Source organism: Burkholderia sp. WSM2232, from assembly GCF_000472545.1.
GTDB lineage: Bacteria > Pseudomonadota > Gammaproteobacteria > Burkholderiales > Burkholderiaceae > Paraburkholderia.
The window spans coordinates 155,300-170,891 of the sequence record NZ_AWZV01000011.1 but is presented as its reverse complement, the minus strand read 5'-3'; the positions used below and the strand labels follow the sequence as shown (position 1 = coordinate 170,891).

The following is a 15,592-nucleotide window of genomic DNA, read 5'->3' as shown; positions in this document are numbered from 1 at the left end:
TCAGCGCTGCGAGTGACGCAGTGTCTGCAATAGCTGTTCAATGTCGAGCCTTTCGGCGGCGAGTTCCGGCGATGCTGGGCTCATATGCGGCACGATGCCGAGCAACGGCGCGTGATGCTCGCGCGCGAGGTGCTCGCGGATCGACGCGATGTTTTCGTCGGGAAAGGTCATGTCCGGATCGATGCGATTCGCGACCCACCCGGCAAGCGTGAGACCGCGCGCGGCAATGGAGTCGGCGGTCAGCAGCGCGTGATTGATGCAGCCAAGCCGCATGCCCACCACCAGCACAACCGGCAGGTTCAACGCGACGGCGAGATCGGCAGTGTCCTGCGTCGCGGTCAAGGGCACGCGAAAACCGCCTACGCCTTCCACTACCACGACGTCTGCATGCGTGAGCGCTTGCCGATGGCAGGCCACGATGCGGTCGATATCGAATGCGACGTTTTCCAGCGCCGCCGCGATATGCGGCGCGGCCGGTTCCTTCAGCAGATACGGCGTGCGCATCTCGGGCGGCAGCAACACATTCGACGCTGCGTCGAGCTGATCTGCGTCTTCGTTGTGCAATTCGCCGTTCAACTCAAATGCGCCCGCGGCAATCGGCTTCATTGCAGCGGCTCGCAGTCCCTCGCGCGCGAAACCGCGCAGCAATGCAGACGAAACGAAGGTCTTGCCGATTTCCGTATCCGTGCCGGTGACAAATAGCGACATGGCTTGCGACGGCATCTGATGATTAACGGGTAGCGAGGTCATGCGGTTCGCGCTCCTGTCTGTTGCAAGCCTGCTTCGAGCCGGTCGAGGTCCTCATGCGAATGCGCCGCCGACAGCGAAATGCGCAAGCGTGAGGTGCCTGTCGGCACGGTAGGCGGGCGGATCGCGGGAACCCATAGGCCCGCGCGATCGAGCGAGGCGGCGATCTCGAGCGTGGCCTCGTTCGCGCCGATGATGAGCGGTTGCACAGCGGTATGCGAATCGACCGGAACCCACGGCGTAGTCTTGAGCATCGCGCGCGTGCGCTCGATCAGTTGCCGAAGATGCGCGCGCCGCTCATCGCCTTCCGCGCCACCGATAATGCGCAGGCTTGCCGACACCGCGTGCGCGGCGCCCGGCACTGAGGCCGTGGTGAAGATGTACGGACGCGCCCGCTGCACGAGCCATTCGATCACCGTCTCGTGCGCCGCGACGAATGCGCCCGACACGCCAGCCGCTTTGCCGAGCGTGCCGATGGAAATAAGGTTAGGCGAGCGCAACGCGGCTTCTGCAACCGCGCCGCGCCCTCGCGGGCCCAGTACGCCGAAACCGTGCGCATCGTCGACGATCAGCCATGCGCCGTGCCGTTGCGCGAGTTCCAGCAGACGCGGCAGCGGCGCGATGTCGCCGTCCATGCTGAACACGGTATCGGAGACGATGACCTTCACGTCTGCGTCCGACGCGTCGAGCATTGCGCTCAACGCGTCCATATCGCAGTGCGGATAGATCTGCACGTCGGCTCGCGACAAGCGCGCGCCGTCGATCAGCGACGCATGATTCAGCGCATCGGAAAAGAGCGCCGTGCCGCGGCCCGCGAGCGCGGTGAGCGTCGCGAGGTTCGCCATGTAGCCGGTGCTGAAGTAAAGCGCGCGCGGCGCGTCGACAAAGCCGCCGACGAACTCCGCGAGGTCGTCTTCGAGCTGCGCATGCGCGCGCGAGTGGCCGCCTAGCAGGTGCGAACCGCCGCTGCCCGCGCCAAAGCGTTGTGCACCTTCGGCAATGGCCGCGATCAGTTGCGGATGCGCGGCAAGCCCGAGGTAGTCATTGCTCGCGAAGCCGATTATTTCGCGGCCGTCGACGCTCATGTGAGCCGCGCAAGGCGTGTCGGCCGTGCGGCGGCGACGACGCAGCCCGCGCTCGTCGATCTCCCGCAGTCCTTGAGCGAGTGTGTCGAGAAGATGCATTAGCGCACCTCCGCGAGGGTGGCGTCGAAAGTCTCGCGCGTGCGCGAGGCGAGCAGCGCAAGTTCTTCGTCGTCGAGAATGTACGGGGGCATGAGGTACACGGTGGTCGAGATGGGGCGCAGCAGCAACTCGCGCTGCAAGGCATTTTCGAAGAAGCGGCGCGAGAATGTTCTGGCTTCCTGAACATTGTCGATCACTGCGTCGAACGCGAAGAGGGTTCCGCATTGACGCAGGTTGCGCACGTTCGGGTGCTGCGCGAGCGGCGCAAGCGCGGCCTTCAAGGTGGCCGATTTTTGCCGGTTGACGGCGAGCACGTTGTCGCTCGCGAACAGGTCGAGCGTGGCGAGCGCCGCGCGGCATGCGAGCGGGTTGCCGGTGTACGAGTGGGAGTGCAGGAAGCCGCGCGCGGTGTCGTCGTGATAGAAGGCGTTGAAGATTTCGTCGCGCGAAAGCACGATGGAAAGCGGCAGATAACCGCCGCTAATGCCTTTGGACAGACACAGGAAATCCGGCCAGATGCCGGCCTGTTCGCAGGCGAAAAAAGTGCCCGTGCGGCCGCAGCCGACGGCAATTTCATCCGCGATCAGATGCACGCCGTACTGATCGCATAGCGCGCGCAAGCCCGCAATGTAGGACGCGTCGTGCATGGCCATGCCTGCGGCGCATTGCACCAGCGGCTCGACGATCAGCGCGGAGATCTTTTCGGCGCGCGCTTCGAATAGCGCGCGCACGTGTTGCAGCGCGCGACGTGCGACGTCTGCGGCTGATTCGCCCGCTTCAGCGAGCCGCGCGTCCGGCGAGGCCACCACGTGAGCATTGCGAATGAGCGGATCGTACGCGTCCTTGAACAGTGCGACGTCAGTCACGCCCAACGCGCCGATGGTCTCGCCGTGATAGCTGTTGGCAATGCAGACGAATTCCTGCTTGTCCGCGAAACCGCGATTGCGCCAGGAATGGAAGCTCATTTTGAGCGCGATTTCCACGGCCGAGGCGCCGTCCGATGCGAAGAACGCATGGCCCAACGTGTTGCTGGTGAGCGCGCTGAGGCGCTCGGCAAGTTCGACGGCCGGCTCGTGCGTGCAGCCGGCGAGCATCGCGTGTTCGAGCGTATCGAGCTGGTCTTTCAGCGCTGCGTTGATGCGCGGATTCGCGTGGCCGAACAGGTTGACCCACCACGAACTGATCGCGTCGAGATAACGATGGCCCGCGCGGTCGTAAAGCCACGCGCCTTGACCGCGCGCAACGGGTACGAGCGGCAGCCGCTCGTGATGCTTCATCTGCGTGCACGGATGCCAGACCGCGCGCAGGCTGCGGGCGATCCAGTCTTCTGTCGATGTCGGTGAGGTTGCTGGATTTTCCAAGAGGTACTCCGATGCTTGAGTGCCGCTGCTGTTGGTCTTGTTATGGTTTTCGGACGTGGCGCGCGTGGACTTTTACGCTGCGCCGCAGCCCGAAGGTCAGCGTGCGGGGTCGAGATTAGCGGTTTATTTCCGGCTTTGCACTAGGGCCCGCGGCTCGTTTTCCGGCTTGCGGTGCGGGGTTCGGCGCAGATCAGTGCAGCTGGTTTGCGTTCTGGATCGAAGCTCGCAAATGGGCGGAGTTGGCGACGGAAAAGTATTGGGTGGGGTGGGGCGAAAAGAGGGCCGTCTGGTGGTTTTTCGCCAGTTGGACGCGGGCGGCGAACTGTCTGCTCATGTCGTCCGCGCAGCCGCGACCGACCGTCGAGCTGCACGAAGCCCATTAGTATGGCTAACTGAATTCGGGGATGGGACAGCGCCCAACTGTCGTTGGGACGTACGCGAATTGAGGAAATACGGGGGAGTTTGCGGGGTGCTTATTCCCGACTGGCAAGCGCATGCCGCCCTTCCTCAGCGGAAGAGAGCGTGGACCGGTCGGACGAGCCCGCGCCGCTATCAGCCGTGCGCGAATTCTGATCTCCCCACACCACGGAGTTATCAACCGCGTACAACCGGCAAGGTGCCGAGCTCTGTTTCTGGCAGTTGGCAATGGCGACCGACATGGGATCGTCGCCGCCCTCGGCCCACGACCATGCACCCGAATCGGACACGGCAAACGCGCGGCTCGGATACTGGCGCAGGAAGTTGCGATACCCATTGCGACCGGCTTCGTCGACGTAAGGCACGGCGTCGACGGCATCGACGGAAGCAAAGCCGCTCGCCTTCGGCGCGGATGGATCCTCGACGCGATACTGCACCCCCGTGGGCATGCCCACGCGCGCGAGGAACGCCTCCACGGCCGGCCACCAGACATGTACGCCGTCGCGGTCGCCAACCAGCCGGTGTGCGTCGTTCTTGTAGGTGCCGTAGTCGACCATCTTGGCGCTCGCGCCGTGCGCGACGTACGCCGCATACATGCCGGCGACGAGCGGCGCATTCCATACCGAATCGTTGTCGCCGTACATCCACAGCGAGGGCACTTTGGTCTTGTCGCCGTATGCGCCGAAAGCACGCGTCAGGTTGCCCTGCCAGTCGCCACACGCGTCCTGCCGCAAGCCGCCCGAGAAGTTGATAAGCGCCCGCACGCCTCGCGCGGCCTCGGTGCCGTAGGCCATTGTCGCGAGGCCGCCGTGCGAGGTGCCTGCTACCACGATATGCGACGCGTCGACGTAAGGCTGCTTCGACATGTAGTCGACCGTGGCCGCCACGTCAGCTGCCTGCGACATGCCGTTGCGTTCGACATCGCAGCCGTCCTGATGATAGACGCCACCCGACTGGCCGAAGCCCTGGCGGTTGGGCGCCACCACCACATAACCGCGGCGCACGAATTCGCGCGCGAGCGGCAGCGGGTCGCTGCGCTCCTGCATGCGCGGATCGCCGGGAATCTTGCCGTGATTGAAGACGATCATCGGAAACGGGCCTGCGCCGTCCGGCTTGTAAATCGTCGTTTGAAGCGTGATCTCGCCGTCGGCGTCGACGGGAATGCGGATGATCTGCTGGTTCAGGCGCGCGCTCGGCAGATACACGTCGTCGGGCAGCGCGATGCGCGGCACCTGCGCGCGAGCGAGGGGTCCTGGCTGGCCGTCTGCGAGCGGGTTCGCGTGCGCGGCTGCGACAGCGCATGTAGCCGCTGCACAGATCGTCGCCCACCCGGCCAGAACCTTGCTCAATACCATTCACGTACCTGCCTGAAAAAAGCTACAACGCCTGCTTTGCATTTATCGGGACACGCGGCTGACGTTTTCCTTTCGCGCGCGTTTGCGACAAACAAAAACATGCTCACGTACGCATTGCGCGGAGCGCACGCACGCCAACTCGAGATCGCACGGGATCAACCCAACGGCCGACGCGACCCCACGCGCCGATGATGAACGCCACATCTGCTGCCAGAGCCGTTGCCGCAACCCCTACTATCTGGTTATCGGCAGGCGCCGGCGCAACTTGCGGAACCCTTACCAACTGGCCCTCGCAGGGTGACGTCATGAAGCAACGGCCTCATCCTGGCACGACAATTTTGTTTTGTGCAATCAAGGAGAACCCGCGACGAAAAAATTGCCGTGTCGGGCGCGAGGCCGCAGGCGGTGGGGCCGGCGGCAAGAGGTGCGCGGATGAAGGCGCACTCAGGCGCGAACTGAGGCGCAAACAGGCTTTAAATCGACGTATAAAGCAGAAATGTAATCGCCGCTGTTGCGGTATGCCGGGCAATGGCGGAGCCGCCGGGCTGTCGCGCCGAGCCAACAGCCGACAATGGCCCGTCTAGAGGGACATATGCAATAGCGGCGCCTTGTCCGCAGTCGCGCTGTGTAAGGCTGGGAAAGCTGCTGAAGAACTATTCGCGCACGTCGCCGTCGACATAGAGCCAGCGGCCGTTGTCGTCGCGAACGAAGCGGCTCAGTTCATGCAACCGATGCGCACGGCCGCCCACCTTGTACCGCGCGACGAATTCGACGGTTGCGTGTGCGGGGTCCGTCTGCGCAAACGCCTTGATTTGCAGTCCGAGCCAACGCGGGGCGTCGGGCGCCGAGATGTCCGCATCGAGATCGGCGGGGCAGGTGGCTGGCGCCCATGTGGCGCGCAGATAATCCGTTGCGCCCACAACATAGGCGCTGTAGCGCGAGCGCATTAGCTCGAGCGCGCGCGGCGCCAGTTCGCCGCCGTCTATGTAACGGCCGCAGCACTGCGCAAAACGCGGTGGTTTTGCCGCGCCGGACGGGTGTGGCGCAGCGCCCCCGCAAGGACAATCAACGGGGCGTTGCGCGGACGATTTGTGCTTGCTCATCGAAACCTAACCAAGACCGCGTGCGATCAGTATCTTCTGGATGTCGCTCGTGCCTTCGTAGATCTGGCAGACGCGCACATCGCGATAAATCCGTTCGACGGGAAAGTCGCTCAAATACCCATAACCGCCGTGAATCTGCAGCGCCGCGGAACAGATGCGCTCGGCCGCCTCGGAGGCAAACAGCTTCGCCATGGCGGCTTCCGTGAGACAGGGCTGGCCCGCGTCTTTCAACGCGGCTGCGTGCCAGATCAACTGACGCGCGGCTTCGAGTTGCGTGGCCATGTCCGCGAGACGGAATTGTACGGCCTGATGCGAGAAGAGCGGCGTGCCGAAGCTCTCGCGCTCTTTCGCATAGCTCAACGCCGCTTCGAACGCCGCGCGCGCCATGCCGACGCTTTGCGCCGCGATGCCGATGCGCCCGCCTTCGAGCCCCGACAGCGCAATGCGATACCCCTCGCCTTCCGCGCCGATCAGATTGGCGGCCGGCACGCGGCAATCTTCGAACACGATCTGCGCGGTGTCCGACGAATGCTGTCCGAGCTTGTCTTCGAGCCGCGCCACCACGTAGCCTTGACTGTCGGTCGGCACGATGAACGCGCTGATGCCGCGCTTGCCCGCGGCCTTGTCGGTGACAGCCATTACGATCGCAACGTTGGCGTTCTTGCCGCTCGTGATGAACTGCTTCACGCCGTTTAGCACGTACGTGTCGCCTTCGCGTATTGCGGTGGTGCGCAGCGCGGACGCGTCGGAGCCCGCCTGCGGTTCGGTCAGGCAAAACGCGCCGAGCATCTCGCCGCGTGCGAGAGGCGTGAGCCAGTCGCGCTTTTGCGCGTCGTTGCCGTAGCTCAGCAGAATGCTGCACACGGGGCAGTTGTTCACCGAGATCGCCGTGGACGTGCCGCCGTCGCCGGCTGCGATTTCCTCGAGAATCAGCGCGAGTGCGAGCGCGTCCATGCCGGCGCCGCCGTAGGCTTCGGGCACGAGCACGCCGTAGGCGCCAAGCCCGGCAAGCTGACGGTGCACGTCTTGCGGAAAAGTGCGCTCGCGGTCCCATACCGCCGCGTACGGCGTGATTGCTTCGCGCACGAAGGTGCGCAGCGCGTCGCGCACCATCAGGTGATCCTGATCAAGCACCATGAGCCTGCCTCCTCACCAGTCGAGCTGCGTGCCGTCGTATTGATAGAACCGGCCGTTGAACGCCTCGCGCGAGGCCGCAGCCTGCGCGAGCACTTCGCGCATGCCGCTCACGCTGCGCGTGGGATGGACGGCGGCCTGTGCGCCGCCCATGTCGGTCTGCACCCAGCCCGGATGCAGCGACACGCAGGTCGCGCGCTGTGCTTCGAGCGACGCGAGCTTGAGCGCGTCGTTCAGCGCCGCCTTGCTCACGCGATACAACCAGCCGCTCCTGCCGCTGGGATCGGCGATGCTGCCCATCCTGCTCGAAATAACCGCGAGTACGCCGCCCGTTTCCTCGACGAGCGGCAGCAGGATAGGCATGAGTTGCATCGGGCCGCGCACGTTGGTGTGCATCACATGGTCGAAGTCTTCGGCGGTGATGGTTTCAATGCCTTCGCTGCGTGGACCATAAACGCCCGACACGACGATGGCGAGATCGACATGTTCGCCGTCGAGCTTCCAGCCGAGTGCTGCAATATCCGCGGGCTCTGTTACGTCGACGGAATAGGGCTGCGCACCGAGCTGGGACAGCGCGTCGAGCGCGGCGCCGTCGCGCGCGGTGGCGAGCACGCGCCAGCCGCTTTCCTTGTACTGCCGGACAAACTCCTGACCGATGCCGCGCGACGCACCGACGATCAACACTGTCTTCATTGAATCACCTCCAACCATGCAAAGCGCCTGAACCTGCGCGCGACGTGTCAAACCAGTTCGATACCCATGGCAGTCGCTTCGCCCCCGCCGATGCACAACGTTGCGACGCCGCGCTTGCCGCCGCGCTTTTTCAGCGCGCCGATCAGCGTGACGATAATGCGCGCGCCGGACGCGCCAATCGGATGGCCGAGCGCGCATGCGCCGCCGTGCACGTTGACCTTGTCGTGTGGGAGCTTGTGCTCCTTCATGGCTGCCATGGTGACCACGGCGAAAGCCTCGTTGACTTCGTACAGATCGACTTCGTCCGCGCGCCAGCCGTTCTTGTCGAACAGCTTGCGGATCGCGCCGACGGGCGCGGTGGTGAACTTCGCCGGTTCCTGCGCGAAAGTGGAGTGGCCGACCACGCGCGCAAGCGGCTTGACGCCGAGGCGCTTCGCCGTCGACTCGCGCATCATGACGAGCGCCGCGGCGCCGTCCGAAATCGACGACGAGTTCGCGGCCGTCACCGTGCCGGTTTTGCTGAACGCGGGCTTGAGCGTCGGGATCTTGCCGAGGTTCGCCTTGTAGGGCTGCTCGTCGTGCTCGACGGTCGCTTCGCCTTTGCGGCTTTGCACTTTCACCGGCGCGATCTCCCACGCAAAAGAACCGTCTTCGTTCGCGCGCTTCGCGCGGTTGAGCGACTCGACAGCGAAAGCGTCCTGCGCTTCGCGCGTGAAGTCGAACGATGCCGCGCATTCTTCCGCGAAGGTGCCCATCAGGCGGCCTTTTTCGTAGGCATCTTCAAGGCCGTCGTAGAACATGTGATCGATCACCTGACCGTGGCCCATACGCATGCCCGCTCGCGCTTTGGGCAGCAGGTACGGCGCATTGGTCATGCTCTCCATGCCGCCCGCGACAATCACCTCGACCGAGCCGGCGGCCAGCATGTCGTGCGCGAACATGGCGGCGCGCATGCCGGAGCCGCACATCTTGTTGACCGTCGTGCTGCCGGTGGAAAGCGGCAGGCCTGCACCGAGCGCGGCTTGCCGCGCGGGCGCCTGGCCGAGGCCCGCGGGCAGCACGCAGCCCATCACCACTTCGTCGATCTGCTCGGGCTTCAGCCCGGCGCGTTGCACCGCGGCTTCGATCGCAATCGAGCCCAGTTGCGGCGCGCTCAGCGACGCGAAATCGCCCTGAAACGCAGCCATCGGCGTGCGCGCCGCGCTTACGATCACAACGGGATCAGCGCTCGTACCGCTCATATTCGTCTCACTCATGTTTTAGCTCCTTGATCACACCTTCGACGATGGCCGGCACGTCGCCGAGCCGTGCCGCGTCGGCGGCCACCACGTCGTTCTCCGTCGCATGGGCGCCGCTTGCCGAGACACCGGCCACGCAACGCTCATAGGTCTGTTCGAGCGCGGCCGCGTTGTTTACCGTCATGCCGAGGTCGCGCACCTTGCCGTCGTGCACGCCATATGCCCAGCCATGCACGGTCAGTTCCTGGCCGCGCGCCCAGGCATCGTTGATGATGGTCGTACGGCACACGTTCACCACCTGCTCGATCGTGTTCAGTTCGACGAGGCGACGGTGACGTGCCTCGCCAAGCGGCCATTCGTCGAGCAGCGCGGCATGCTTCGCACGCACGTCCTGCACGTGATGCAGCCAGTTATCCGCGAGACCCACGCGGCGGCCGTGCAACGCGGCGCCCACGCCCGAGCAGCCATAGTGGCCCACCACCATGATGTGCTTGACCTTGAGCAGGTCGACGGCGAACTGGATCACCGACAGACAGTTCAGGTCCGTATGCACGACCACGTTCGCGATGTTTCTGTGCACGAACACTTCGCCCGGCGGCAGACCGATGATCTGGTTAGCCGGCACGCGCGAGTCGGAGCAGCCGATCCACAGATACTCCGGCGTCTGCTGATGCGCGAGGCGCGAGAAGTATTCCGGGTCTTCGGCAAGCTTGCGGGCGACCCACGCGTCGTTGTTCTCGAACAGATGGGCGAGCGGATGGGCAGAGTTGGAAGCGTTCATGTTCATGATGCGTTTGGGCAGTTATGCGGCCGTTAGTGCGGCCGTTTCGTTACGTTACGTTGGATTCGGATGATGTATGCGATGGGTGGACCCTATGTGGCACATGCTTCGCGAGCGGGCTAGGCGACTCTCACGCTGCGTTCGTCGGCGCGTGGGTCGGCTTGCGGATTGGCTTGCGAACCGTCGGGCTCATTCGCAGTCTGTGCGCCGGATGCCGCATGGTTAAAGCGCTCCGGATAGCGGATGCAAAACCGCACGCCGCTGTCATACGGGAAAAAGTCGGGCAATTCGCCTTTGAGTAGATGATCCTTATGCTTTTGCCACAGCGCGGGGTCGAAAAAGTCCGCGTGATGCTGCATGAACGAGCGGCGCACGCGCGGGTCGCCGAGCAGGAAAGTGCCGTACGTCTCCGGGAAAATGTCATGCGGACCGACCGAGTACCACGGCTCGCCCGACATTTCGTCTTCTTCGTTGCGCGGCGCCGGCACCGCGCGCACGTTGCAGTCAGTCAGATATTCGATTTCGTCGTAGTCGTAGAACACCACGCGGCCGTGCCGCGTTACGCCGAAGTTCTTGTACAACATGTCGCCGGGGAAAATGTTCGCCTGCATCAATTCCTTTACCGCATTGCCGTATTCCTTGATGCCGTGATCGACATCCGCGTCGCTGCCGTTTTGCAGGAACAGGTTCAACGGCACCATGCGGCGCTCGATATACATATGGCGAATCACCACGTTCTCGCCTTCGTATTCCAGCAGCGACGGCACTTCCCTTTCGAGCTCGCGCAACAGCGTTTCGTCGAGGCGCGACATGGGCAGCGCCACGCTCGAATATTCCAGCGTGTCGGCCATGCGCCCCAGGCGATCGTGGCGCTTCACGAGCTGATACTTCTCCTGAATCTTCGCGCGCGTGGTTTCTTTGGGCGGTGGGAAGTTGTCCTTGATGAGCTTGAAGACGTAAGGAAACGAAGGCAGCGTGAACACCAGCATGACGAGCCCCTTGATGCCGGGCGCGATAATGAACTGATCGCTCGAATGCGACAGATGATGCAGCAGATCGCGATAGAACAGATTCTTGCCCTGCTTCTGCAAGCCGACCGACGTGTAGATTTCTGCTTTCGGTTTGCCCGGCATGATCATGCCGAGAAACTCCACGTAAGCGGACGGCACTTCCATGTCCACTAGAAAGTACGAGTGCGAGAAGCTGAAAATGATCAGCAACTGTGCGCGTTCGAGCAGCACCGTGTCGAGCGCAAGCACGCCGGGCTTTACATGACGCAGCGGCACGGCGAACGGCAGCAGCATGTCGCCGTTGATGATGCGCCCGACGATATACGCCGATTTGTTGCGGAAGAACAGCGACGAAAGCACGTGAATCTGGAAGTTCGGCGCTTCGTCGAAGGTGCCGAACGCGTCGTGAATCGCCTGCATCACGCAGCCCACGTCGCGCGTGAGATCTTCGAAAGGCGGCTCGAGCTGGAAATTCGTGACAATGCGCTCGAGTGTCGCGGCGAGCCCGTCTTTGCCAGGGTAATACGCGCGATACGTCGGCTTGGCGGCCGGCTCGTCGTTCTCGAGATATTCCGTCGAGATCGCCGGGCGCACGAAAATGAAGTCGTTGTTGAAATACGAGCGGTGCAGGATCTTGCAGCACACCGAATTGAAAAACGTCTCCGCGCACTCCGGCTGGCGGTGCGTGGTCAGGAGGCCAATGTAGTGCAGCTTGATCTGCTGCCACACTTCACGGTCGATATTTTCCGCGTCGTACTCGTCTTCGAGCAGTTCGACGCATTCCTGCACGCGGTCGTCGTATGAAGTAATGCGCTCGCGCGCGAGCTTTTGCAGACCATGCCAGTCGCCGCGCTCGAACAGCGTTTTGGCGTGGATCGCCGCGTCGCGAAAGATCCGGTAATGCCGGTCGAATCCTTCGAGCATCGTTTGGGCGACGTCAAAGCCGATTTGCGACGACAACAGTTTGGGAAAGTGATTCATGTCGACCGTGCATTCGTCTCATGTCGTGAAGACACCCATGATTGTATCGTTCGGGTGGCCTGCGACGCATTGCGTCAACCGGCTCGCGCCCTTGCTCAGCGCGGGGAATTGCCGGGCATATGCCGACTTTTCCGGGCAACTGCGTCTAATGCGCCGGTTCGGCATGGCTAAGCGACTCAACTTGCAGCAAAAATTTCGTCCGCTGCGCTCCGTTCCGTTCCTTTGCGCTCCGTGCGATGCGATCCTTTCAGGCCGACTTGGTCTCGCGCGCCTGCGGGGCTTCTTTTGCTCCGGCTGCCGCATGCGTGCCGCTCTCCAGCAGCGAGCGCGCCTGGGCTTCGTATTGCGCGAGGTCTTCGAGCGTCGCGTTCAGATCTTCCAGTTGCCGCTCGAGCACCTCGCGATGACGCGCGACCGTGTCCAGAAATGCGTGCAACTGCGGGACCGTATCCGTCGGCGATTCGTACACGTCCAGCAGATCGCGAATCTCGGACAGCGTGAAGCCAAGCCGCTTGCCGCGCAGCGTGAGCTTCAGACGCGTGCGGTCGCGGCCAGAATAGACCCGCCGCAAGCCGCTCGACCCTTCGCGGCTCGGCGAGAGTAAACCCTGGTCTTCGTAGAAGCGTATGGCGCGCGGCGTGACGTCGAATTCGCGCGCTAGCTCGGTGATCGTGTATTGGGTGGTCATCGGGACATTCGGGAGTCGGGCACAAAACCGGATTGGACGATAGAATCGACGTTTACGTTATCGTCAACCTGGGTTGAATGCAACCGGCGGAAAGTACGCACAAGACGTGGAGGAAGACACTCGAATGAATGCACTCGAACATCAACTCGACTATCCGTTCAAGGACGTGCTGCCCGAGCCGGGCGAGGCGCACGAAGTGGCGCCTGGCGTGTTTTGGCTGCGCATGCCGTTGCCGTTCGCGCTCGACCATATCAACCTGTGGCTGCTGCGTGACCGGATCGACGGCCAGGACGGCTGGACCGTGGTTGATTGCGGAATTGCGTCCGACGCGATCAGGCAGAACTGGGAACAGGTCTTCGACACGGTGCTCGACGGCTTGCCGGTGCTGCGCGTGATCGTCACGCATTGCCATCCCGACCACGTGGGTCTTGCACACTGGGTTTGCAGCGGCGGCGACAAGAAGCGCTGGGACGCGCGTTTGTGGATGACGCTCGGCGAATACATGCAGGCCCGCGTGATGGCGGCCGGCGACGGCTCCAACGCGGGCGGCGAGGCCGCGGCGCGACACTTCGCGCTGCACGGCGTGACTGACGCGGCTTCGCTCGAGAAACTGCGCAACCGGCAGAGCTACTACGCGAATCTGGTACCGGCGGTGCCGGGCCAATACCGGCGTTTGCGCGAAGCGGACGGCGTGAGGATCGGCAGGAAGACGTGGCGCGTCGTGACCGGCTACGGCCATTCGCCTGAACACTGCGCGCTCCATTGCGAAGAACTCGGCGTGCTGATTTCCGGCGACATGGTGTTGCCGCGCATCTCGACCAACGTGTCGGTGTTCGCCATGGAGCCGGAGGGCTCGCCGTTGGCGCTCTATCTGGAGTCGCTGGCGCGCTATGAGGCGATGCCGGAAGACACGCTCGTGCTGCCGTCGCATGGCAAGCCGTTTCGCGGCGTGCGCACGCGCGTCGCTCAACTGCGCGAGCATCACGACGCGCGTCTTGCCGAAGTGCGCGAGGCGTGCGCGGCAAAGCCGCACAGCGCGGCGGACATCGTGCCGCTCATGTTCAGGCGAGAGCTCGACATTCACCAGTTGACCTTTGCGATGGGCGAGGCGCTCGCGCACTTGCATCTGCTGTGGCTGGCCGGGGCGTTAAAGCGCACGCAGGATGCGGACGGGGTGGTGCGGTTTTCGGCGTGAATCGTGCCGTAACGCTGGCGCCTGGCGTCAAGCCTGGTGCGATGAAAAAAGCCCGGTGCTTTCGCGACCGGGCTTTTTTTGCCTGAGCGTAGAAGACGATTACTGCACCGCCACCGCCCCAAAATTCTGCCGTCCGAACGGACTCACGTGATAACCGCTCACATTCGTGCGGGTAATCGCCGCGGCGGTCGGGTAGCCGAGCGGAATCCACAGCGCCTGATCGTGAATCATCTGCTGCGCGGCCTGATACGCTTTTGTGCGCTTGGCCTGGTCCGGTGTGGACTTGCCGTCCGCGATCAGCTTGTCGAGGTCCTGGTCGCAAAAGCGCGCGAAGTTGATACCCGACTTCACCGCATTGCAGCTAAAGAGCGGCGACAGATAATTGTCCGGGTCGCCGTTGTCGCCGGCCCAGCCCATGAACAGCGAGTCGTGCTGACCTTGTTTAGCCTGCTTGATCAGCTCGCCCCATTCGATCACCTTGACGTCCGCCTTCACGCCGATCTTCGCGAAGTCCGCTTGCAGCAGCTCGGCGCCTGCCTTCGGATTCGGGTTCAACACGCTGCCGTTCGGTCGCACCCAGATGGTGGTTTCAAAGCCGTTCGGGTAACCGGCATCGGCGAGCAGTTTCTTCGCCTTTACCGGGTCATACGGCCAGGCCTTCACGGCCTTGTCGTAGCTCCAGGTGTTCGGCGGATACGGATTCACAGCCGGCGTCGCGGTGTTGTCGAACACCGTCTTCAGATACGTGGTGCGGTCGAACGCCATGTTCAGTGCGGCGCGCACCTTCTGATTGTCGAGCGGCTTCTTCTGCGTGTTCAACGCGACGAACGCGGTCATGAACGCCGGTGTCTGCACGATGGCGAGCGACTTGTCGTTCTTCGCATCGGCGAGATCCTGCGGCTTCGGCGACAGCGCGATCTGGCATTCGCCGGCCTTCACCTTTTGCGCGCGCACGGTGGCGTCGGGCGTGATCACGTAGATCAGGCGGTCGATCTTCGGTTTCGGGCCCCAGTAGGTCGGGTTCACGTCATAGCGGATCACCGCGTCTTTCGTGTAGCTCTTGAGCTCGAACGGGCCTGTGCCGATCGGCTTCGCGTTCAGGTCGGTCTGCTTGCCGGCCTTCAGCAGTTGATCGGCGTATTCCGCGGAATAGATCGAGGCGAAGCCCATGGTCAGGATCGACACGAACGTCGCATCCGGCGCGTTCAACTCGAACTTGACCGTGTTGTCGTCGACCTTGCTGATCGACTTGATGAGCTTGGGCAAGCCCATCGACTGCGCATGCGGGAAGCCGCTCGCGCCCGCCACCTTGTGCCACGGGTTGCTGTCGTTGAGCATGCGGTCGAACGTGAAGACCACGTCGTCGGCATTCAGCGGCCGGGTCGGCTTGAAGTAGTCGGTAGTCTGGAACTGCACGTTCGGGCGCAGATGGAACGTGTACGTGAGGCCGTCTGTGCTCACTTCCCATTTGTCGGCGAGCGATGGCACCACTTTCTTTGCGGCCTCGTCGTATGAGACGAGCGAATTGAAAATCACATCAGCCGACGCATTGGTCGTGACGAGCGAGTTGAACTGCACGACGTCGAAGCCGTCGGGGCTCGACTCGGTGCAGACTGTCAGCGGTTTGGCGAGCACGTGCGCGCTCGCCGTGACGAGTACGGCGGCTGCGAGCAGTTTGAAGCGCATAAGATCTCCGGTAACGAGC

Annotated in this window: 13 protein-coding genes; 1 reads left to right on the top strand and 12 read right to left on the bottom strand. The window is 63.3% G+C overall.

The features are described from left to right. From bioD to F757_RS0111995, 11 genes are all read right to left on the bottom strand, one after another. Entirely contained in the window at positions 1-750 is a 750-nt protein-coding gene (bioD, locus tag F757_RS0112045; protein WP_051376754.1) for a dethiobiotin synthase, read from the bottom strand. Next, a complete protein-coding gene (gene bioF / locus F757_RS0112040) occupies positions 747-1,931 on the bottom strand; it encodes an 8-amino-7-oxononanoate synthase (protein WP_027211607.1) in 1,185 nt (394 codons plus the stop codon). Before bioF ends, bioD begins: the two co-directional genes overlap by 4 nt. After that, positions 1,931-3,292, bottom strand: coding sequence for an adenosylmethionine--8-amino-7-oxononanoate transaminase (bioA, locus tag F757_RS0112035; RefSeq protein WP_027211606.1), 1,362 nt, complete (start codon positions 3,290-3,292; stop codon positions 1,931-1,933). The genes bioF and bioA overlap by 1 nt, the downstream gene beginning before the upstream one ends. A gap of 473 nt (positions 3,293-3,765) precedes the next feature. Then, positions 3,766-5,064, bottom strand: a complete 1,299-nt coding sequence (locus F757_RS0112030; RefSeq protein ID WP_027211605.1) for a dienelactone hydrolase family protein — start codon at positions 5,062-5,064, stop codon at positions 3,766-3,768. A 653-nt stretch (positions 5,065-5,717) separates the two neighbouring features. Continuing rightward, a complete protein-coding gene (locus tag F757_RS0112025; protein ID WP_027211604.1) occupies positions 5,718-6,167 on the bottom strand; it encodes a YchJ family protein in 450 nt (149 codons plus the stop codon). A 6-nt stretch (positions 6,168-6,173) separates the two neighbouring features. Beyond that, a complete protein-coding gene (locus F757_RS0112020; protein WP_027211603.1) occupies positions 6,174-7,304 on the bottom strand; it encodes an acyl-CoA dehydrogenase family protein in 1,131 nt (376 codons plus the stop codon). Between the two features lie 12 nt (positions 7,305-7,316). Beyond that, the gene (locus F757_RS0112015; RefSeq protein ID WP_027211602.1) at positions 7,317-7,994 is read right to left on the bottom strand and encodes an SDR family oxidoreductase; all 678 of its coding nucleotides are present in this window, start codon (positions 7,992-7,994) and stop codon (positions 7,317-7,319) included. 47 nt (positions 7,995-8,041) lie between these two features. Further along, positions 8,042-9,250, bottom strand: a complete 1,209-nt coding sequence (locus tag F757_RS0112010) for an acetyl-CoA C-acetyltransferase (protein ID WP_027211601.1) — start codon at positions 9,248-9,250, stop codon at positions 8,042-8,044. Further along, positions 9,243-10,019, bottom strand: coding sequence for a carbonate dehydratase (can, locus tag F757_RS0112005; protein ID WP_027211600.1), 777 nt, complete (start codon positions 10,017-10,019; stop codon positions 9,243-9,245). Before can ends, F757_RS0112010 begins: the two co-directional genes overlap by 8 nt. A 113-nt stretch (positions 10,020-10,132) precedes the next feature. Next, the gene (gene aceK, locus F757_RS0112000; RefSeq protein WP_027211599.1) at positions 10,133-12,004 is read right to left on the bottom strand and encodes a bifunctional isocitrate dehydrogenase kinase/phosphatase; all 1,872 of its coding nucleotides are present in this window, start codon (positions 12,002-12,004) and stop codon (positions 10,133-10,135) included. A 247-nt stretch (positions 12,005-12,251) separates the two neighbouring features. Further along, a complete protein-coding gene (locus F757_RS0111995) occupies positions 12,252-12,692 on the bottom strand; it encodes a MerR family transcriptional regulator (protein WP_027211598.1) in 441 nt (146 codons plus the stop codon). Positions 12,693-12,816: 124 nt separating this feature from the next. On the opposite strand from F757_RS0111995, the gene F757_RS0111990 reads away from it, so the two are divergent. Beyond that, on the top strand, positions 12,817-13,887 hold the full coding sequence (locus tag F757_RS0111990) for an MBL fold metallo-hydrolase (protein WP_027211597.1): 1,071 nt from the start codon (positions 12,817-12,819) through the stop codon (positions 13,885-13,887). 99 nt (positions 13,888-13,986) lie between these two features. On the opposite strand, the gene F757_RS0111985 is transcribed toward F757_RS0111990, so the two are convergent. After that, entirely contained in the window at positions 13,987-15,573 is a 1,587-nt protein-coding gene (locus F757_RS0111985; RefSeq protein WP_027211596.1) for an ABC transporter substrate-binding protein, read from the bottom strand. Between the last annotated feature and the right edge of the window lie 19 nt (positions 15,574-15,592).